Here is a 20,483-nt window from a genome sequence, read left to right as displayed (position 1 = left end):
TCAGCCGAAGAAGTTCCGTACGTGCTCCAGGCCTTCGACCAGGGCGTCGACCTCGGCCGGGGTGGAGTACAGATAGAACGACGCTCGGGTGGTCGCGGGAATTCCGTAGCGCAGGCAGACGGGGCGGGCGCAGTGGTGGCCGACCCGGACCGCGATGCCCTGCTCGTCGAGGACCTGGCCCACGTCGTGCGGGTGGATGTCGCCGAGCGTGAAGGAGATCGCCGCGCCCCGGTCCTCGGCCGTGGGGGGGCCGATGATCCTGAGGTCCGGGACCTCCGCCAGCCGCTTCACCGCGTACTCGGTGATCGCGTGCTCGTGGGCGAGGATCTTGTCCATGCCGATCGAGTTCAGGTAGTCGATCGCCGCTCCCAGGCCGACCGCCTGCGCGATCGGCGGGGTACCCGCCTCGAACTTGTGCGGGGCGGGGGCGTACGTCGACGAGTGCATCGACACCGTCTCGATCATCTCGCCGCCGCCAAGGAACGGAGGCAGGTCCTCCAGAAGCTCCTGGCGGCCCCAGAGCACACCGATGCCCGTCGGACCGCACATCTTGTGGCCGGTGAAGGCCACGAAGTCGGCCTGGAGCGCCTGCACGTCCAGCGGCATGTGCGGCGCGGCCTGCGAGGCGTCGATGCAGACCAGCGCACCGACCTCCTGCGCCCGGCGCACTATCGCCTCGACGGGGTTGACGGTGCCGAGGATGTTGGAGACCAGCACGAAGGAGACGATCTTCGTCTTCTCCGTGATGACCTCTTCGATGTTGGAGAGGTCGAGGCGGCCGTCGTCGGTCAGCCCGAACCACTTCAGCTTCGCGCCCGTGCGCTGCGAGAGCAGCTGCCACGGCACGATGTTGGAGTGGTGCTCCATCTCCGTGATGACGATCTCGGTCTCGGCGTCCACCCGGTAGGGCTCGTCGGCCCAGCCGAGCATGTTCGCCACGAGGTTCAGCGACTCGGAGGCGTTCTTGGTGAAGATCACCTCGTTGCGGCTGGGCGCGTTGATGAACGCGGCGGCCTTGTCGCGCGCGCCCTCGTACAGCGCCGTGGCCTCCTCGGCGAGCACATGCACACCGCGGTGGACGTTGGCGTTGTAGCACTCGTAGTACTCGTTCAGGGCGTCCAGCACCTGGCGCGGCTTCTGCGAGGTCGCCGCGTTGTCCAGGTACACGAGCTTCTTACCGTCGTGGACCTGGCGGTCCAGGATGGGGAAGTCCTTGCGGATCGCCTCGGTGTCGAGGAGGCCCGGCAGCTGTGTCACGCGGATGCGCCACCCTTCACGTACTTGTCGTAGCCCTCGGCCTCGAGCTGGTCGGCGAGCTCCGGGCCGCCGGACTCGGCGATACGGCCGTTCGCGAACACGTGCACGTGGTCGGGCTTGATGTAGCGCAGGATGCGCGTGTAGTGGGTGATCAGCAGGGTGCCGACGTCACCGGTCTCGCGGACGCGGTTCACGCCCTCCGACACGATGCGCAGCGCGTCGACGTCCAGACCGGAGTCCGTCTCGTCGAGGATCGCGATCTTCGGCCGGAGCAGTTCGAGCTGGAGGATCTCGTGGCGCTTCTTCTCGCCGCCGGAGAAGCCCTCGTTGACGTTGCGCTCGGCGAAGGCGGGGTCCATGTTCAGGCGCTGCATGGCCTCCTTGACCTCCTTGACCCACAGGCGGAGCTTGGGGGCCTCGCCGCGGATGGCGGTGGCGGAGGTGCGCAGGAAGTTGGAGACCGAGACGCCGGGGATTTCGACCGGGTACTGCATCGCCAGGAACAGGCCCGCGCGTGCGCGCTCGTCGACGGACATCTCCAGGACGTCCTCGCCGTCGAGGGTGACGGTGCCGCTGGTGATCGTGTACTTCGGGTGGCCCGCGAGCGAGTAGGCGAGGGTCGACTTGCCGGAGCCGTTGGGGCCCATGATGGCGTGCGTCTCGCCCTGCTTCACGGTCAGGTCGACGCCCTTGAGGATCTCCTTCGTGGCGTTGTCGGCCTCGACGGTGACGTGCAGGTCGTGGATTTCAAGCGTTGCCATGGGTGCCTCAGGACTCCTGGGTGAGGGAGACGAGCACGTCGTCCCCTTCGATCTTTACGGGGTAAACGGGGACGGGGCGCGTCGCGGGAAGGCCGGACGGCTTGCCGGTTCTGAGGTCGAACGCGGAGCCGTGCAGCCAGCACTCGATCTGGCAGTCCTCCACCTCGCCCTCGGAGAGCGAGACGTTCGCGTGGGAGCAGATGTCGTGGATGGCGAACACCTCGCCCTCGGTCTGCACGACCGAGACCGGCGTGCCGTCGAGTTCCACCCGCTTCGGGGTGTCCTTCTCCAGCTCGCTCAGTCCACAGGCGCGTAGATACGTCGAAGAGGCAGTCATCAGACCGTTGCCTCCAGCTCCTCGTCGATCCGGACGAGAAGGCGTTCCTGGATGTCGTCCACGCCGATCTGCTGGACCAGCTCGGCGAAGAAGCCACGGACCACCAGGCGACGGGCCTCGTCGGCCGGGATGCCGCGGGCCATCAGGTAGAAGAGCTGCTCGTCGTCGAAGCGGCCGGTCGCGGAGGCGTGGCCGGCGCCGACGATCTCGCCGGTCTCGATCTCCAGGTTCGGCACCGAGTCGACCCGGGCGCCGTCCGTGAGGACCAGGTTCCGGTTCATCTCGTAGGTGTCGGTGCCCTCGGCCTTGGCCTCGATGAGCACGTCGCCGATCCACACCGCGTGGGCGCCCTCGCCCTGGAGCGCGCCCTTGTAGACGACGTTCGACTTGCAGTGCGGGAGGTTGTGGTCGACCAGGAGGCGGTGCTCCTGGTGCTGGCCGGCGTCCGTGAAGTACAGACCGAAGAGCTCGGCCTCGCCACCGGTGCCGGCGTAGGTCACGCGCGGGTGCAGTCGTACGACGTCGCCGCCGAAGGTGACCACGACGGATTTGAAGGAGGCGTCCCGGCCGATGAGGGCGTTGTGCTGGGCCACGTGCACGGCCGTGTCGTCCCAGTCCTGGACGGAGACGACGGTCAGTTTGGCGCCGTCGCCCAGGACGTAGTCGACGTTGGCGGCGGCCACGGCGTCACCGGTGTGGTCGAAGACGACGACGGCCTCGGCGAAGGCGCCCAGCTCGATCACCTGGTGGGCGAAGGACACCCCGCCCTCGCCGTGCACGGAGATGCGGACGGGCTCGGTGAGCACCGTGTCCTTGGGGACGGTGATCACACCGGCCTGCTCGAACGCCGAGTACGCCTGGGCGGCGACACGGTCCACCGGGGTGCCGGCCCGGCCGAGGCGTGGGTCGTCACGGCCGACCAGCTCGACGGTGACGCCCTCGGGGGCCTGGACGTCGACCTTCACGCCGTCGCCGGTGGCGACGGCGGTGCCGTCGTGCAGCCCGCGCAGCCGCTCCAGCGGGGTGAACCGCCACTCCTCCTCACGGCCGTGCGGGACCGGGAAGTCCGCCACGTCGAAGGACGGGGGCGCGCTCATGCGCGTGGCGACGGTCGATTCGGCGGCCACCGCGATCTGGCCCGCGGTGGTGGACCCCACGGGAATGTTCTGAGCCTCAGCCATGGCTGTCGGTCTGCTCTCTTCCTACGTCAAGAAATCTGGCTACTGCTGGGGAGGACGGTCTTAGCCGACCGCGCCTTCCATCTGCAGCTCGATCAGCCGGTTGAGCTCCAGCGCGTACTCCATGGGCAGCTCCTTGGCGATCGGCTCGACGAAGCCGCGCACGATCATCGCCATCGCCTCGAACTCGGTCATGCCACGGCTCATCAGGTAGAAGAGCTGATCGTCGCTGACCTTGGAGACGGTCGCCTCGTGACCCATGGACACGTCGTCCTCACGGACGTCGACGTACGGGTAGGTGTCGGAGCGGGAGATGGTGTCCACCAGCAGCGCGTCGCACAGCACGTTGGACTTGGAGCCGTGGGCGCCCTCGCCGATCTCGACGAGACCGCGGTAGGACGTACGGCCGCCACCGCGCGCCACGGACTTCGACACGATGTTCGAGGAGGTGTTCGGCGCCATGTGGACCATCTTGGAGCCGGCGTCCTGGTGCTGCCCCTCGCCCGCGAAGGCGATGGAGAGGGTCTCGCCCTTGGCGTGCTCGCCCATCAGGTAGACGGCCGGGTACTTCATGGTGACCTTGGAGCCGATGTTGCCGTCGATCCACTCCATGGTCGCGCCCTCGTACGCCACGGCGCGCTTGGTGACCAGGTTGTAGACGTTGTTCGACCAGTTCTGGATGGTCGTGTAGCGGCAGCGGGCGCCCTTCTTGACGATGATCTCGACGACCGCGGAGTGCAGGGAGTCCGACTTGTAGATCGGGGCCGTACAGCCCTCGACGTAGTGGACGTAGGCGTCCTCGTCGACGATGATCAGCGTCCGCTCGAACTGGCCCATGTTCTCCGTGTTGATACGGAAGTAGGCCTGGAGCGGGATCTCGACCTGCACGCCCTTCGGCACGTAGATGAAGGAGCCGCCCGACCACACCGCGGAGTTCAGCGACGCGAACTTGTTGTCGCCGACCGGGATGACGGTCCCGAAGTACTCCTTGAAGAGCTCCGGGTGCTGCTTCAGCGCGGTGTCGGTGTCGAGGAAGATGACGCCCTGCTCCTCCAGGTCCTCGCGGATCTGGTGGTAGACGACCTCGGACTCGTACTGCGCGGCGACACCGGCGACAAGGCGCTGCTTCTCCGCCTCGGGGATGCCGAGCCTGTCGTACGTGTTCTTGATGTCCTCGGGCAGGTCCTCCCAGGACTCCGCCTGCTTCTCCGTGGAGCGCACGAAGTACTTGATGTTGTCGAAGTCGATGCCCGACAGGTCCGAGCCCCAGTTCGGCATGGGCTTCTTGTCGAACAGGCGCAGGCCCTTGAGACGGAGCTTGGTCATCCACTCCGGCTCGTTCTTCTTGGCGGAGATGTCGCGGACGACGTCCTCGTTGATACCGCGCTTGGCAGAGGCACCGGCCACGTCGGAGTCGGCCCAGCCGTATTCGTAGTTGCCCAGACCCTCGAGCTCGGGGTGGGCAGTCTCCTCGATGGGGAGCGTCATGCGGGGTTCCTCCCGGCGGTACTTGCAGATGCGGTGTCGGTGGCTGTCTTGGAAATTCTGGGGATGAACGTCGTGCAGACGCCATCGCCGTGGGCGATGGTGGCCAGCCGCTGGACGTGCGTACCGAGCAGTTCGGCGAAGAGCTCGGTCTCGGCCTCACAGAGCTGCGGGAACTGCTCGGCCACATGGGCTACCGGGCAGTGGTGCTGGCAGAGCTGCTCACCCTGGTGGGGGTGGGGGGCACTGCGTGCCGTAGCAGCGTACCCGTCGGCGCTCAAGGCCTTGGCCAGGGCTTCGGTCCTGTTTTCGGGGTCCGCCGCCTCGACGGCCTCGCGGTAGGCGCCGCCCTGGGCGGCGACCCGGGAGCGGGCGAAGGCGGCGACCGCCTGCTCCCCGCCCTCCTGGTCCGCGATCCAGCGGAGCGCGTCCGCGGCGAGCTTGTCGTACGACTGGTCGAAGGCGTCCCGTCCGCAGTCCGTCAGGGCGAACACCTTGGCCGGGCGCCCGCGTGTACGAGCGCCGTAGACGCGCTGCTCGCGGGGCTGGACGACGTCGTCGCCGACGAGTGCGTCGAGGTGTCGGCGTACGGCCGCCTGGGTGAGCCCGAGGCGCCCGGCGAGGTCGGCCACGGTGGACGGGCCGTGGGACAGGATGGACCGCGCGACCCGGTTGCGTGTCGACCGCTCCCCGGTCGCGAGTTCCTCCTGCGGAGCCTCGCCAACGTTTTTCACAACGCCATTGTTGCGTAATTCCTCGGAGAGGGGCAAGCCGCGCCCGAACGAGCGGGCGGTGCCGTGCATCACTTAGGTAAACCTAAGCTGACCAGCGGAAACGATCATTGATCGATCAAACGGGTAGCGCCGCGAGGGCCGCTCCGGAAGACTGCCACACCATGTCGACAACCCCTCCCACCGGCCCTCTTGTCACCCGCGCGGGCTTGGCGGCGGACCTGCGCGCCGCCGGTGTCGAGCCCGGTGGGACCCTCCTCGTGCACTCCTCGCTCAGCGCGCTCGGCTGGGTCTGCGGAGGTGCCGGCACGGTCGTCCAGGCACTGCTCGACACCCTCGGTCCGGAGGGCACCCTCGTCGTCCCCAGCCAGACCGGCCATCTCTCGGACCCGGCGCTGTGGGCGTATCCGCCGGTGCCCGAGGAGTGGTGGGAGCCGATCCGGGCGAACATGCCCGCGTACGACCCGGCCACCACACCCACGCGTGGGGTCGGAGTGATCCCCGAGACGGTGCGGACCTGGCCGGGCGCCCTGCGCAGCGCGCACCCCCAGACGTCCTTCGCGGCGATCGGCGCGGGCGCGGCGGCGATCCTCGCGGACCACGCCCCCGACTGCCGCCTCGGCGAGCGCAGCCCCCTGGCCCGGCTGGAGAAGGCGGGTGCCCGGGTGCTCCTGCTCGGCGCGGGCTACGACTCCTGCACCAGCTTCCACCTGGCCGAGTACCGGATCCCCGCGCCGCTGGTCGAGGTCGGCCGGCCGGGCCCGGACGGCTGGGAGGTGGTGACCGAGGTGTCGATCGACTCGGACCGGTTCGACGAGCTGGGGTACGACTTCGAGCGCGACCACGGGATCCCGCGGACCAGGGTGGGCACGGCGGACGTACGTCTGTTCCCGGTGGCCGACGCGGTGGCGTACGCCGAGCGCTGGCTCCCGTTGCACCGTCCCCGTGAGGAGGAGATCTCCGGACCCGGCCGCCTCGGCACCCGGCCGCGTACCTAGACTCGGGCCCATGCGAAGTGACCCCGTGGTCCAGGTCCGGTCCCTGGTGAAACGGTACGGCGACAAGACCGCGGTGGACGGCCTGGACCTGGCGGCCGGGGTGGGCGTCACCGCCGTGCTCGGCCCCAACGGCGCGGGGAAGACGACCACGATCGAGACCTGCGAGGGCTACCGGAAGCCGGACTCCGGCTCGGTGTCCGTACTCGGCCTCGACCCGGCCCACGAGGCCGCCGCGCTGCGCCCCCGGATAGGTGTGATGCTCCAGTCCGGCGGTGTCTACTCCGGTGCCCGCGCCGACGAGATGCTCCGCCATGTGGCCAGGCTGCACGCCCACCCCCTCGACGTGGACTCCCTCGTCGAGCGCCTGGGCCTCGGCAGTTGCGGTCGTACGACCTACCGGCGGCTCTCCGGCGGCCAGCAGCAGCGGCTCGCCCTCGCGATGGCCGTGGTCGGCCGTCCCGAGCTGGTCTTCCTCGACGAACCGACCGCCGGCCTAGACCCGCAGGCCCGCCGGGCCACCTGGGAGCTGGTCCGGGACCTGCGCACGGACGGCGTCTCGGTCATCCTCACCACGCACTACATGGACGAGGCCGAGCAGCTCGCGGACGACGTCGCGATCATCGACGGCGGCAAGGTCATCGCCCAGGGCCCACCCGAGGAGCTGTGCCGGGGCGGCGCCGAGAACACCCTGCGCTTCACCGGCCGCCCGGCCCTCGACATCGGCTCCCTGCTCAAGGCCCTCCCGGCGGACTCCACCGCCGTCGAACTGACGCCCGGCGTCTACCGGGTGACCGGCAAGATCGACCCGCAGCTCCTCGCGACCGTCGCCTCCTGGTGCGCCCAGCACGGGGTGATGCCGGACCGGATCTCGGTGGAACGGCACACCCTCGAAGACGTCTTTCTGGAGCTGACCGGCAAGGAGTTGCGTTCATGAGCGCCAGTACGAGCACGGGCGCGTACACGCCGAAGCCGGGCGCCGCCCCCCTCCCCCGGATGATCGCGGCGCAGGCGGCCCTGGAGGCGAAGATGCTGCTGCGCAACGGCGAGCAGCTGCTCCTGACGGTCGTCATCCCGACCCTGCTGCTGGTGCTGTTCGGCTCGGTGGACATCGTCGACACGGGCGAGGGCAAGGCGGTCGACTTCCTGGCCCCCGGCGTCCTGGCGCTCGCCGTGATGTCGACGGCGTTCACCGGCCAGGCCATCGCCACCGGCTTCGAACGCCGCTACGGCGTCCTGAAGCGGCTGGCGGTCTCGCCGCTCCCCCGCTGGGGCCTGATGACCGCGAAGACGCTGTCCGTACTGGTCACGGAGATCCTCCAGGTCGTCCTGGTCACCGTGATCGCCTTCGCGATGGGCTGGTCCCCGCACGGCAACCCCTTCGCCGTGCTGCTCCTGCTGATCCTCGGTACGGCCGCCTTCTCGGGCCTCGGTCTGCTGATGGCGGGCACGCTGAAGGCGGAGGCGACGCTCGCGGCGGCGAACCTGGTCTTCCTGCTGCTGCTCGTGGGCGGTGGCGTCATCGTCCCGCTGGACAAGTTCCCCGACGCGGCGCAGAGCGTGCTCGGACTGCTGCCGATCTCGGCGCTGTCGGACGGGCTGCGGGACGTCCTCCAGCACGGCGGCGGGATGCCATGGGGCGACCTCGGGATCCTCGCCGTGTGGGCGGTGCTCGGGCTGGGCGCGGCGGCCCGCTTCTTCCGCTGGGAATGACGACACGCTTCCTCCGCCCCGATGCGGTGCCGGGTCCCCCCGGCCCGCGTGAGCGCCGGGTGCGGGGCGCCCGACGGGTGAAAGCCCCGACCCCTCGTGAATACGTGCACAAGCGGCGGCCTACCATGGTGCGCGTGCCGAAAGTGACCCGCGACGACCTCGTCTCCGCTGCGCGCAACCCGCTCGCCTTCATCGCCGAGCGCTGGACCCCGGACCCCAGAACGGTCCGGCGCGCGGCCCTCGCCGCCCTCGTCATGGCGGTGGCCATCGTGGTGACCGGCGGTGCCGTGCGGCTCACCGGGTCGGGCCTCGGCTGCCCGACCTGGCCCAAGTGCACCGACGACTCGCTCACCGCGACCCGGGCGATGGGCGTCCACGGCTACATCGAGTTCGGCAACCGCATGCTGACGTACGTGCTGTGCGCGGCGGTCGGCTGGGCGATCGTCGCCGCGCGCTCCCAGAAGCCGTTCCGGCGTGGCCTGACCAGGCTGGGCTGGACGCAGTTCTGGGTCGTCATGAGCAACGCGGTGCTCGGCGGCATCGTCGTGCTGGTCGGCCTCAACCCGTACACGGTGGCCGCGCACTTCCTGCTCTCCACCGCGCTCATCGCCGTCGCGGCCGTGATGTGGCACCGCACCGGCGAGGGCGACACCGCTCCGCGTCCGCTGGTCGGCAAGGCGGTGCGCCAGCTGGTGTGGGTCCTGGTGGGCGTCACGCTGCTGCTGATCGCGGTGGGCACGGTCGTCACGGGCGCCGGCCCGCACGCCGGTGACTCAAGCAAGGTCGAGCGCATCCCCCTGAACTGGGAGAACGTCACCAAGCTGCACGCGGTCCTGGCCTGGATCGTGGTGACGCTCGCCTTCGCCCTGTGGTTCGTCCTGAAGGCGGTCGACGCCCCGCGTGGGCCGCTGGACCGCACCCGCGACCTGTTCCTCGTCCTCCTCGCCCAGGGCGTCATCGGTTACGTCCAGTACTTCACCGACCTCCCCGAGGCCCTGGTCGGCGCCCACATGTTCGGCTCCTGCCTGGTGTGGATCGCCACCCTCCGGGTGCTGCTGGCCCTGCGCGAACGACCGGCGGACGAGGTGGACCTGCCGGAGCCGGCCGTCGCGGTGACCCCGGTGGCCGCGCGCGGCTGAGGCCTGGGCGGGCCTCCACCCGCAGAGTCAGCCGTACGTCCGTACGAGGTCGTCGATCGCCGGGCCGAGGAACAGCCGGGTCAGCTCGCCCCGGTACGGCACCTCCTCGGCCCGCTGCCCGTAGCGGCGGCGCCTGATGTCCTCGACCACCTCGACGGGTGCGCCCAGGGCGGGCAGCAGGTCCAGGGCCTCGCGCTTGGAGATCAGCCGGCCTTCGCGCAGGGTGACGGTGGCGCGGGCGAAGGTGAGCAGCCCGAAGTCGACCCAGACGTCCTGGTCCCAGAGGTGGGCCCGGTCGGCCAGCAGACGCCGGTACTCCCGCTGGTCGCGGACGACGAAGGCGTCCAGCTCTATGTCCGACACCGGCGGCAGCAGCGCCCCGGGCGGTTCGCCGTGCAGGACCAGGCCGAAGGTGTGCAGCTCACGCCGGGTGACCGGGGTGACCGTCCGCCGGAACAGCTGCCGGTGCGCCCAGGTGAGGTGCCTGCGCTCGGCGTCGCCCGCCGTGCCCGGGGTCAGATACGTGCAGTGCAGCTGGGCGGCGAGCGGCTCGTGACGCAGCCGGGCGTGCAGTCGCCCCGCCCGCCAGGCCGTCCGGGCGGTGACCGGACCGTCCAGGACGGCGATCAGGTCCAGGTCGCTGCGGCCCTCCTGGTAGTCGCCTCCGCCGAGGGAGCCATGGGCCCAGACGGCGAGCGGGGCGAGCTCCCTGAGTTCGTCGAGGAAGCGTTCGACCAGAGCCCGGGTGTCGGTGGCGGAGCCGGGTAAACCGGCGGTCGCGTCGCTGCGTGTCATACGCCCAGTCTGTACAGCGCGTGCGGGCGCCGTACACCCCACTGTCACTCCAGCCCGTACACCCGCCGCGCGTTCCCCGCCGCGATCAGCCCGGCCACGCGCTGCGCGTCCGCCAGTGACCAGGCGCCCTCCGACACCCAGGTCCCCAGCACCCGGGCCAGCGCCTCGCGAAACAGCCGGGCCCCGACCACGTGCAGCTCGGGCAGGCCGTGGGCGCCGCTGGAGAACAGCAGCTTGCCGAAGGGGGCGAGTTCGAGGACCTCGGCGAGTACGGCGGTGGCACGGGCGCCGGTGCGCACGAGTTCGGCGCCCAGGTCGACGTAGACGTGCGGGAACACACCGGCGAGGTGGGCCGCGTGGCGGTGGTACGGGTAGCCGTGCAGCAGGACCAGGTCGGTGCCGAGGCCCGCCGTGGCGCGGGCGAAGTCGGTGAGCAGGACGGGGTCGGTGGCGTCGATGTGCAGGCCCGGTTCGCCGAGACCCGCGTGGAGTTGGAGGGGGCGGCCCGAGGCGACGGCGATCCACAGCAGGTGGCGCAGGAGGACCGGGTCGGTGAGCGCGCCGCCGACCGGCCGGTGCGCGAGCCAGCGCCCCACCGCGCCCCGCACCTCTCCCGGGCCGGGCGGTTCGGGCGCGAACGCCAGGCCGTGCCGTACGCCCGCCACCGACGCGAAGGCGACGGCGTTCGCGGCGGCCGCGTGCACCGACTCGGCGAGATTGGCCAGGAACGACTCGATGGTGCCGGAGGTGTCGGCGACCTGTTCGGCGAGGAGTTCGAGGCGGACGATCTCGTGGGCGTCCGCGTTTCCGGTGGAGGCCATCTCGCCCGGCCCGGTGAGGTCGCCCGGCAGCCCCGTGTCGACGAGATAGGTCGTGATGCCGCTGCCCCGGAGCAGCCTGCGCCCCGCCTCCAGTACGCCCAGTTCGCGGCGCCGGGCCAGATAACGGGCCGGTGGGCAGTGCGGTTCCAGACCCAGGAGGGGCGGGCACCAGCGGCGTACGGCGAAGCCCGTCTGGGTGTCGAAGAAGGTGGTGCCGGGCGCCGGCGGGCCCTCACTGCGGGCGAGGTGGGCCTCGAAGGTGCCGAGGCCCAGCTCCGTTCGCAGTACTCCGTGGCAGTACTGGTCCACTAGGGACGGCGTTTCGATCATCGGGCTCCCCGAGGCTGGACCTGTGAACTCCCACAAGTCCTAACGGGCGAGCCGGGCTCAGGTGTTGCTGTTGCTCGGGCCGCCGACCTGGATTCCGGCCATCCGCGACCACTCGTACGGGCCGGTCTTCACCTTGGCGGCGAACTCGCCGTCGAAGTCCTCGTGGACGGTGACGCCGGACTTCTGCACGGCCGCCTCGGCGATGGCGTAGGTGGGGGCCACGAGGTCGCCCCAGCCGCCGTCCTCACCGACCAGGACGATGCGGGCTCCGAGTTGACCGATGTAGGCGACCTGGGCCTCGGCTCCGCCGTGGGCCTTCGTGAAAGAGGCGATCTGCTTCGCAAGCCTGGCCGCCCTGCGCTCGGCCTTGGCGGCCTGCCGGACGTCGGTGCCCTCGTCAACCTGCTTGGTGTCTGCCATGGCCAGGATGCTACCGATGGGTATGGACAGAGGCCACGGCAGGGCTGCGTGGCCTTGAACACGAAACCCGCGCCCCCTGTTCTTCAGGGGCGCGGGGCTGTTTCGATGTGCGGCTCCGCCGCGTGGGCGCGACGGGCCGCGAACCACCCGCGGCCGAAGGACTCAGCGCAGGAACGGGTCCACCGCCACTGCCACGAACAGCAGCGACACGTAGGTGATCGACCAGTGGAACAGGCGCATTTCCTTGAGCTTGCCGCCGGTCGCGCCGCTCTTCGCGCGGTTCTGCAGGGCGTGCGCCTCCCAGAGCCACCAGACGCCCGTCACCAGGGCCACCGACGTGTAGAACCAGCCCGTGTAACCGAGCGGGGTCAGCATCAGGGAGACCGCGACCATCACCCAGCTGTAGAGGACGATCTGCCGGGCGACCACCTGGTTGGAGGCGACCACCGGGAGCATCGGGACGCCGACGCGGGCGTAGTCGGCCTTCACCTTCATGGAGAGGGGCCAGTAGTGCGGCGGCGTCCAGAAGAAGATGACCAGGAAAAGGATCACCGCGGCCCACGACATCGAGTTCGTGACGGCGGACCAGCCGATGAGGACCGGCATGCAGCCGGCGATGCCGCCCCAGACGATGTTCTGGGACGTACGGCGTTTGAGGATCATCGTGTAGACGACGACGTAGAAGAGGAGCGCTCCGAGCGACAGCCAGGCGGACAGCCAGTTGACGAGGAGGCCGAACCAGGCGGTGGAGAGAACCGCCAGGGTGATGCCGAAGACAAGGCCCTCACGCGGGGTGACCAGGCCGGTGACCAGCGGGCGCTGCGAGGTGCGCTCCATGAGAGCGTCGATGTCGCGGTCGATGTACATGTTGAGCGCGTTGGCGCCGCCCGCGGAGAGGTAGCCGCCGATGGTGGTGGCGAGCACCAGCCAGAGGTCCGGGACACCCTGCTCGGCGAGGAACATCACCGGAACGGTGGTGATCAGCAGCAGTTCGATGATCCGCGGCTTCGTCAGCGCCACGAACCCCTTGACTCGGGCCCCGATCGGCCGCTGACCCCGGCTGCTGTTCGTGTTGCTCGCGCCCAGCTCCCCCAGTGCCTGAAGGGCCTGGGCGGTGCCCCCACCCGATGGACGGGATTCGACGGCCGTCACGCACACCCCTGACAGAGACTCCCAGCAAGCCTCCGGTTGTGAACTCCCCGTGACGGCTCGCGCGTACCACGCCACTGTAGACGTTGCCCAGAGCCGACCTTTCAAGGGGGTGCGGTCGTGTTGGGAGGGGCCGCGCGACGAGCCTCACGCACTTCGGTTGAGCAGTCGGATGAGCGGCTCCGTATTCAGATGTCGAACAGCGGAACCCCCTGGTCTCAGCATGCGAGCCACCGGTCGGGAGGCGGACCTGACACAGTCCCGGCAGTCTGGAACGACTCGAAAAAATGCGCGTTCCTACGGGGGTAGGCTCGACAACGGCCGGTGCCGTGAAGAACACCGGCACGAGACATGTGGAGAGGAGCCCTGACCCAGGGTGAGCACCAAGCCGACCACTACAGACCTCGCGTGGACCGCAGTGGACCAGCGGGCCGTCGACACCGCCCGTGTCCTGGCCGCCGACGCCGTACAGAGGGTCGGCAACGGCCATCCCGGTACGGCGATGAGCCTCGCGCCCGCCGCGTACACCCTTTTCCAGAAGGTGATGCGCCACGATCCCGCCGACCCCGACTGGGTGGGCCGTGACCGGTTCGTCCTGTCCGCCGGTCATTCCTCCCTGACCCTCTACATCCAGTTGTACCTGGGTGGTTTCGGCCTGGAGCTTCAGGACCTGGAGTCCTTCCGTACCTGGGGTTCGAAGACGCCGGGCCATCCGGAGTACGGGCACACCAGGGCCGTCGAGACGACGACCGGGCCGCTGGGGCAGGGTGTCGCCAACGCGGTGGGGATGGCGATGGCCGCCCGCTACGAGCGCGGCCTGTTCGATCCGCAGGCCGCTGTCGGTGATTCGCCGTTCGATCACCACATCTTCGTGATCGCCGGTGACGGCTGCCTGCAGGAGGGCATCTCCGCGGAGGCGTCCTCGCTGGCCGGTCACCAGAAGCTCGGCAATCTGGTCCTGCTGTGGGACGACAACCACATCTCGATCGAGGGTGACACCGAGACGGCTGTCTCCGAGGACACCGCCGGGCGGTACGAGGCCTACGGCTGGCATGTGCAGCGTGTGGAGCCGAAGGAGAACGGCGACCTCGACCCGGCCGCGCTGTACGCGGCGGTCGAGGCGGCGAAGGCGGTCACCGACCGGCCGTCGTTCATCGCGATGCGCTCGATCATCGCCTGGCCCGCCCCGAACGCGCAGAACACCGAGGCCGCGCACGGCTCGGCGCTCGGCGCGGACGAGGTCGCGGCCACCAAGCGGGTCCTGGGCTTCGATGCGGAGAAGAGCTTCGAGGTCTCCGATGAGGTCATCGCGCACACGCGCGCCCTGGGCGAGCGGGGCCGTGAGGCCCGTGCCGTCTGGGACAAGCAGCTCCAGGAGTGGCGCGACAACAACGCCGGGCGGGCCGCGGAGTTCGACCGGATCAGCGCGGGGGAGCTGCCCGCGGGCTGGCAGTCGCACCTGCCGGAGTTCGAGACGGGCAAGAGCGTCGCCACGCGTGCCGCGTCCGGCAAGGTCCTGCAGGCGCTCGGCACGGTGATCCCGGAGCTGTGGGGCGGCTCCGCCGACCTCGCCGGTTCGAACAACACCACGATCGACAAGACGTCGTCCTTCCTCCCGGCGGACAACCCGCTGCCGGAGGCGAACCCCTACGGCCGCACGATCCACTTCGGTATCCGTGAGCACGCCATGGCCGCGGAGATGAACGGCATCGCGCTGCACGGCAACACCCGCATCTTCGGCGGCACGTTCCTGGTGTTCTCCGACTACATGCGCAACGCCGTGCGCCTGTCCGCGCTGATGCACCTGCCGGTGACGTTCGTGTGGACACACGACTCCATCGGTCTGGGCGAGGACGGCCCCACCCACCAGCCCGTCGAACACCTCGCCGCGCTGCGCGCGATCCCGGGCCTGAACGTGGTCCGCCCGGCGGACGCCAACGAGACGGCGATCGCCTGGCGCGAGATCCTCAAGCGTTACACCAAGGAGTTCGGCAAGGGCGCCCCGCACGGCCTCGCGCTGACCCGTCAGGGCGTGCCGACGTACGAGGCCAACGAGGACGCCGCCAAGGGTGGTTACGTCCTGTTCGACGCCGAGGGCGGCGACGCCCAGGTCGTGCTGATCGCCACCGGGTCCGAGGTGCACGTGGCCGTGGAGGCCCGCGAGCAGCTCCAGGCGCAGGGCGTGCCCACGCGGGTCGTGTCCATGCCGTCCGTGGAGTGGTTCGAGGAGCAGGACCAGGGGTACCGGGACAGCGTTCTGCCGCCGTCCGTCAAGGCGCGTGTCGCGGTCGAGGCCGGTATCGGTCTGACCTGGCACCGGTACGTCGGCGACGCCGGTCGCATCGTCTCCCTGGAGCACTTCGGCGCTTCGGCCGACGGCAAGGTCCTCTTCCAGGAGTTCGGCTTCACCGCCGAGAACGTGGCCGCGGTCGCGCGGGAATCCCTCGCAGCCGCCCAGCGCTGACGCTCACACACGACACGTAGGAGATGGAATTTCCATGACAGACGCACTCAAGCGCCTCTCCGAGGAGGGCGTCGCGATCTGGCTGGACGACCTGTCGCGCAAGCGCATCACGTCCGGCAACCTCGCCGAGCTGCTCGACCAGCAGCACGTCGTGGGTGTCACCACCAACCCGTCGATCTTCCAGAAGGCGATCAGCAGCGGTGACGGCTACGAGCCGCAGGTCTCCGACCTCGCCGCCCGCAAGGTCACCGTCGAAGAGGCCATCCGCATGATCACGACGGCGGACGTCCGGGACGCCGCCGACATCCTGCGGCCGGTGTTCGACGCGACCGGTGGCCAGGACGGCCGGGTCTCCATCGAGGTCGACCCGCGCCTGGCGCACAACACCAAGGCGACGGTCGCCGAGGCCAAGCAGCTGGCCTGGCTCGTGGACCGCCCCAACACCCTGATCAAGATCCCGGCGACGCTGGGCGGTCTGCCGGCCATCACCGAGGTCATCGGTCTCGGCATCAGCGTCAACGTCACGCTGATCTTCTCGCTCGAGCGTTACCGCCAGGTCATGGACGCCTACCTCGCCGGCCTGGAGAAGGCCAAGGAGCGCGGCCTGGACCTGTCGAAGATCCACTCCGTGGCGTCCTTCTTCGTGTCCCGCGTGGACACCGAGATCGACAAGCGGATCGACGCGCTCGGCACCGACGAGGCCAAGGCCGCCCGCGGCAAGGCCGGCGTCGCCAACGCCCGCCTCGCCTACCAGGCGTACGAAGAGGTCTTCGACGGCAAGCGCTGGAGCGACCTGGAGAACGCGGGCGCCAACAAGCAGCGTCCGCTGTGGGCCTCGACCGGCGTCAAGGACCCGGCGTACAAGAGCACGCTGTACGTCGACGAGCTGGTCGCGCCGAACACGGTGAACACCATGCCGGAGGCCACGCTGGAGGCCACCGCGGCGAGCGGCGAGATCCGCGGCAACGCGATCGCCGGGACGTACGAGCAGTCGCGTGCCGAGCTGGACGCGGTCGAGAAGCTCGGGATCTCTTACGACGAGGTCGTCCAACTGCTGGAGGAAGAGGGCGTCGAGAAGTTCGAGGCCTCCTGGAACGACCTGCTCAAGTCGACCGAGGCGGAGCTTCGGCGCCTCGCACCCTCGGAGGGCTGAACACCTTGTCGAGCAGCAATCCGCTGCGTGACGCCGCGGACCGACGGCTCCCGCGTATCGCGGGGCCGTCGGGCCTGGTCATCTTCGGCGTCACAGGCGATTTGTCACGTAAAAAGCTGATGCCGGCCGTGTACGACCTCGCCAACCGCGGACTGCTGCCGCCGGGCTTCTCGCTCGTCGGCTTCGCACGCCGGGAGTGGGCCAACGAGGACTTCGCGCAGGAGGTGCACGACGCGGTCAAGGAGCACGCCCGGACGCCCTTTCGCGAGGAGGTCTGGCAGCAGCTCATCCAGGGCATGCGGTTCGTCCAGGGCACCTTCGACGACGACGAGTCCTTCGAGCGGCTGCGCGACACCATCGAGGAACTGGACAAGGCACAGGGCACGGGCGGCAACTTCGCCTTCTACCTCTCCGTGCCGCCGTCCGCGTTCCCGGTCGTCATCCAGCAGCTGAGGAAGCACGGGCTGGCCGATCAGTCGAGCGGTTCGTGGCGGCGCGCGGTCATCGAGAAGCCGTTCGGCCACGACCTGGCGTCGGCCGAGGACCTCAACTCGACCGTGGAAGAGGTCTTCGCCCCGGACCAGGTCTTCCGCATCGACCACTACCTCGGCAAGGAGACCGTCCAGAACATTCTGGCGCTCCGCTTCGCCAACACGATGTTCGAGCCGATCTGGAACCGGTCCTTCGTCGACCACGTGCAGATCACCATGGCCGAGGACATCGGTATCGGCGGCCGCGCCGGCTACTACGACGGCATCGGCGCCGCCCGTGACGTCATCCAGAACCACCTGCTCCAGCTGATGGCGCTGACCGCGATGGAGGAGCCCGCCTCCTTCGACGCGGACGCGCTCGCCGCCGAGAAGACCAAGGTGCTCGGCGCGGTGAAGCTGCCGAAGGACCTGGGCCGGGACACCGTGTTCGCGCAGTACGCGGCCGGCTGGCAGGGCGGCGAGAAGGTCATCGGCTACCTCGAAGAGGACGGCATCGACCGCAAGTCGAAGACCGACACCTACGCGGCGATCAAGGTCGAGGTCGACAACCGCCGCTGGGCGGGCGTCCCCTTCTATCTGCGGACGGGCAAGCGCCTGGGCCGCCGGGTCACCGAGATCGCGGTCGTCTTCCAGCGCGCCCCGCACTCCCCGTTCGACTCCACCGCCACCGAGGAGCTGGGCCAGAACGCGATCGTCATCCGCGTCCAGCCCGACGAGGGCGTGACGGTCCGCTTCGGCTCCAAGGTGCCCGGCACGTCGATGGAGATCCGGGACGTGTCGATGGACTTCGCCTACGGCGAGTCCTTCACCGAGTCGTCGCCCGAGGCGTACGAGCGCCTCATCCTGGACGTCCTTCTCGGCGACTCGAACCTCTTCCCGCGCACCGAGGAGGTCGAGCTGTCCTGGAAGATCCTCGACCCGATCGAGGAGTACTGGGACAGGAGCGGCAGGCCCGCGCAGTACCAGGCGGGCACGTGGGGTCCCGTCGAGGCGGACGAGATGCTCGAACGAGACGGACGGAGCTGGCGCCGGCCATGAAGACAGACCTCACGGACACCACGGCCAGCAAGATCAACAAGGCGCTGGTGAAGGCCCGCCGGGAGATAGGCACCCCGGCTGTCGGCATGGTGCTCACGCTGGTCATCGTGACGGACGAGGAGAACGCGTACGACGCGCTCAAGTCCGCCAACGACGCCTCCCGCGAGCACCCGTCGCGCACGATCGTGGTCATCAAGCGCGTCTCCCGCTCCCCCCGCGACCGCACGAAGTCCCGCCTCGACGCCGAGGTACGGGTGGGTGCGGACGCCGGCACCGGCGACACGGTCGTGCTGCGGCTGTACGGCGAGGTCGCGGACCACGCCCAGTCGGTGGTGCTTCCGCTGCTGCTGCCGGACGCGCCGGTCGTCGTCTGGTGGCCGGTCAACGCGCCGCTCGACCCGGCCCGCGATCCGCTGGGCGCGCTCGGCCAGCGTCGGGTCACCGACAGCTATGCCGCCGAGAAGCCCATCGACGAGCTGCGGACCCGCGCCGACAACTACGAGCCCGGCGACACGGATCTGGCCTGGACCCGGATCACCCCCTGGCGTTCCATGCTGGCCGCCGCGCTCGACCAGGTGGACTGCGAGGTCATCTCCGCGGAGGTGCAGGGCGAGCAGTACAACCCGAGCGTGGAGCTGCTGGCGATGTGGCTGGCGGACCGGCTCCACGTCCATGTACGGCGTGGGGTGTCGGCCGGGCCCGGCCTCAACGAGGTGCGGCTGCTGACCAGCGCCGGTCCCATCCGGCTGTACCGGCCCGCCGGGGGCCTCGCCCTTCTCACGCTGGAGAACCAGCCGGACCGGGCGGTCGCGTTGAAGCGCCGCGAGACGTCCGAGCTGCTGGCGGAGGAGCTGCGCAGGCTCGACCCCGACGACACCTATGCGTCGGCGCTGCGGTTCGGGGTGGACCGGCTGGGAGGCGCGGGGGCGTCGGGAGGTTCGGCGGGCAGTGCGCTCACGGCTGCCACGGCCGCGACGGCCGCTCCGGCAACCGCGTCGGCCGCCGCGGGCGGCGCTCCGGGGGCCTCTTCGGCTTCCGGCTCGGGCTTCGGCTCGGGTTCCGGCTCCGGCTCCGGCTCCGGCTCCGAGTTGGGTTCGGCCGTCGCCCCGGCTGCCGCTCCGGCCCGTACGTCCGCGCCCGCGTTGCCGTCGGCTGCCTCGTCGGGTTCGGTCGCTTCCCCGGGTTCCACGGGATCGGCCGGTTCCGCAGGGACGGCCGGTGACGATGACTACGAGCGGCCCACTCCGGCGCAGATGCCGCCGGTGAAGAAGGCGGCCGCGCCGTGAGTACTCCGCAGTTGGTCGTGCACCGCGACAAGGAGCTGATGGCTCAGGCCGCGGCGGCTCGGCTGATCACCAAGGTCGTGGACGCGCAGGCCTCGCGCGGCTACGCCTCGGTGGTCCTCACAGGTGGCCGCAACGGCAACGGACTGCTCGCCGCGCTGGCGGCGGCACCCGCCCGGGACGCGATCGACTGGGGCCGGCTGGACCTGTGGTGGGGTGACGAACGGTTCCTGCCCGAGGGCGACTCCGAGCGCAATGTCACCCAGGCCCGGGAGGCGCTGCTGGACTCGGTGCCGCTGGACCCGAAGCGCCTGCACGCCATGCCCGCGTCGGACGGGCCGTGGGGTGCCGATGTGGGCGCGGCGGCCGCCGCGTACGCGGAGGAGTTGGCGCGGGCGGCGGGGCCCGAGAACCATGGCTCGGTGCCGACGTTCGACGTGCTGATGCTGGGGGTCGGGCCGGACACCCATGTGGCCTCCCTCTTCCCCGAGTTGCCCGCCGTGCGGGAGACCGAGCGGACGGTGGTGGGCGTCCACGGCGCGCCGAAGCCGCCGCCGACGCGGGTCACGCTGACGCTGCCCGCGATCCGTGCGGCGCGTGAGGTGTGGCTTCTCGCCGCCGGTGAGGACAAGGCGCGGGCCGCGGCCATCGCGTTGTCCGGTGCGGGCGAGATCCAGGCTCCGGCAGCGGGCGCGTACGGGAGGTCGCGGACCTTGTGGCTGCTGGACGCGGCGGCGGCCTCGCAACTGCCCCGGTCGCTGTATCCACCGGCTTCGCCGTGACGGCTTGATCCGCCCCCGCCGCTCCTACCCGTTCCGGTCCTTGAGGGTTGCTGCCCCTTCGACCCGCGCAGGTGGGTTCGGTGGGTGCGGGTGGGTGGGGGCTGGTCGCGCAGTTCCCCCTGAAAGGCACGGGCCGCATCCCGTGCCTTTCGTCTTTCAGC

The 20,483-nt window shown here is 70.0% G+C and carries 19 protein-coding genes; 9 read left to right on the top strand and 10 right to left on the bottom strand.

Annotation, left to right across the window (positions count from 1 at the left end; all coding sequences use genetic code 11):
• From OG622_RS37825 to OG622_RS37800, 6 genes are read right to left on the bottom strand one after another with little or no spacing between them, the layout of a single operon-like run.
• Positions 1-1,257: a cysteine desulfurase gene (locus OG622_RS37825; protein ID WP_371581125.1), complete on the bottom strand. Its 1,257-nt coding sequence runs from the start codon at positions 1,255-1,257 to the stop codon at positions 1-3.
• Positions 1,254-2,018 (bottom strand): Fe-S cluster assembly ATPase SufC, encoded by a 765-nt coding sequence (sufC, locus tag OG622_RS37820; protein ID WP_371581124.1) that lies wholly within the window; start codon positions 2,016-2,018, stop codon positions 1,254-1,256. The genes OG622_RS37825 and sufC overlap by 4 nt, the downstream gene beginning before the upstream one ends.
• 7 nt (positions 2,019-2,025) lie before the next feature.
• Entirely contained in the window at positions 2,026-2,355 is a 330-nt protein-coding gene (locus tag OG622_RS37815; RefSeq protein ID WP_371581123.1) for a non-heme iron oxygenase ferredoxin subunit, read from the bottom strand.
• Complete coding sequence (gene sufD, locus OG622_RS37810; protein WP_371581122.1) at positions 2,355-3,536, bottom strand: Fe-S cluster assembly protein SufD; 1,182 nt, start codon at positions 3,534-3,536, stop codon at positions 2,355-2,357. The genes OG622_RS37815 and sufD overlap by 1 nt, the downstream gene beginning before the upstream one ends.
• 60 nt (positions 3,537-3,596) lie before the next feature.
• Positions 3,597-5,021 carry a Fe-S cluster assembly protein SufB gene (gene sufB / locus OG622_RS37805; protein WP_371581121.1) on the bottom strand — a complete coding sequence of 475 codons (1,425 nt, stop codon included), beginning with the start codon at positions 5,019-5,021 and terminating at the stop codon, positions 3,597-3,599.
• Positions 5,018-5,752: a helix-turn-helix transcriptional regulator gene (locus tag OG622_RS37800; protein ID WP_371581120.1), complete on the bottom strand. Its 735-nt coding sequence runs from the start codon at positions 5,750-5,752 to the stop codon at positions 5,018-5,020. The genes sufB and OG622_RS37800 overlap by 4 nt, the downstream gene beginning before the upstream one ends.
• 161 nt (positions 5,753-5,913) lie before the next feature.
• On the opposite strand from OG622_RS37800, the gene OG622_RS37795 reads away from it, so the two are divergent.
• From OG622_RS37795 to OG622_RS37780, 4 genes are all read left to right on the top strand, one after another.
• Positions 5,914-6,747: an aminoglycoside N(3)-acetyltransferase gene (locus OG622_RS37795; protein ID WP_371581119.1), complete on the top strand. Its 834-nt coding sequence runs from the start codon at positions 5,914-5,916 to the stop codon at positions 6,745-6,747.
• A gap of 10 nt (positions 6,748-6,757) precedes the next feature.
• On the top strand, positions 6,758-7,681 hold the full coding sequence (locus OG622_RS37790; protein WP_371581118.1) for an ABC transporter ATP-binding protein: 924 nt from the start codon (positions 6,758-6,760) through the stop codon (positions 7,679-7,681).
• Entirely contained in the window at positions 7,678-8,457 is a 780-nt protein-coding gene (locus OG622_RS37785; RefSeq protein WP_371581117.1) for an ABC transporter permease, read from the top strand. The genes OG622_RS37790 and OG622_RS37785 overlap by 4 nt, the downstream gene beginning before the upstream one ends.
• A 125-nt stretch (positions 8,458-8,582) precedes the next feature.
• On the top strand, positions 8,583-9,596 hold the full coding sequence (locus OG622_RS37780; protein ID WP_371581116.1) for a heme A synthase: 1,014 nt from the start codon (positions 8,583-8,585) through the stop codon (positions 9,594-9,596).
• A 27-nt stretch (positions 9,597-9,623) separates the two neighbouring features.
• On the opposite strand, the gene OG622_RS37775 is transcribed toward OG622_RS37780, so the two are convergent.
• The 4 genes from OG622_RS37775 to OG622_RS37760 form a co-directional block, all read right to left on the bottom strand.
• Complete coding sequence (locus tag OG622_RS37775) at positions 9,624-10,391, bottom strand: nucleotidyltransferase domain-containing protein (RefSeq protein ID WP_371581115.1); 768 nt, start codon at positions 10,389-10,391, stop codon at positions 9,624-9,626.
• A gap of 44 nt (positions 10,392-10,435) precedes the next feature.
• Entirely contained in the window at positions 10,436-11,542 is a 1,107-nt protein-coding gene (locus OG622_RS37770) for an amidohydrolase family protein (protein ID WP_371581114.1), read from the bottom strand.
• 57 nt (positions 11,543-11,599) lie between these two features.
• Positions 11,600-11,962: a hypothetical protein gene (locus tag OG622_RS37765; RefSeq protein ID WP_371581113.1), complete on the bottom strand. Its 363-nt coding sequence runs from the start codon at positions 11,960-11,962 to the stop codon at positions 11,600-11,602.
• 162 nt (positions 11,963-12,124) lie between these two features.
• A complete protein-coding gene (locus OG622_RS37760) occupies positions 12,125-13,114 on the bottom strand; it encodes a heme o synthase (RefSeq protein ID WP_371581112.1) in 990 nt (329 codons plus the stop codon).
• 373 nt (positions 13,115-13,487) lie between these two features.
• On the opposite strand from OG622_RS37760, the gene tkt reads away from it, so the two are divergent.
• The 5 genes from tkt to pgl are packed head-to-tail and all read left to right on the top strand — an operon-like array spanning position 13,488 to position 20,322.
• Positions 13,488-15,575, top strand: a complete 2,088-nt coding sequence (gene tkt / locus OG622_RS37755) for a transketolase (RefSeq protein ID WP_371581111.1) — start codon at positions 13,488-13,490, stop codon at positions 15,573-15,575.
• A gap of 34 nt (positions 15,576-15,609) precedes the next feature.
• Entirely contained in the window at positions 15,610-16,728 is a 1,119-nt protein-coding gene (gene tal, locus OG622_RS37750) for a transaldolase (RefSeq protein ID WP_371581110.1), read from the top strand.
• The gene (gene zwf, locus OG622_RS37745) at positions 16,725-18,257 is read left to right on the top strand and encodes a glucose-6-phosphate dehydrogenase (RefSeq protein WP_371584347.1); all 1,533 of its coding nucleotides are present in this window, start codon (positions 16,725-16,727) and stop codon (positions 18,255-18,257) included. Before tal ends, zwf begins: the two co-directional genes overlap by 4 nt.
• Positions 18,254-19,543 (top strand): glucose-6-phosphate dehydrogenase assembly protein OpcA, encoded by a 1,290-nt coding sequence (opcA, locus tag OG622_RS37740; RefSeq protein WP_371581109.1) that lies wholly within the window; start codon positions 18,254-18,256, stop codon positions 19,541-19,543. The genes zwf and opcA overlap by 4 nt, the downstream gene beginning before the upstream one ends.
• Entirely contained in the window at positions 19,540-20,322 is a 783-nt protein-coding gene (pgl, locus tag OG622_RS37735) for a 6-phosphogluconolactonase (RefSeq protein ID WP_371581108.1), read from the top strand. Before opcA ends, pgl begins: the two co-directional genes overlap by 4 nt.
• The last annotated feature ends 161 nt before the right edge of the window (positions 20,323-20,483 follow it).

It is taken from the genome of Streptomyces sp. NBC_01314 (assembly GCF_041435215.1).
Classification (GTDB): Bacteria; Actinomycetota; Actinomycetes; order Streptomycetales; family Streptomycetaceae; genus Streptomyces.
The sequence above is the reverse complement of the archived record's forward strand: the minus strand, read 5'-3'. Positions and strand labels throughout refer to the sequence as shown.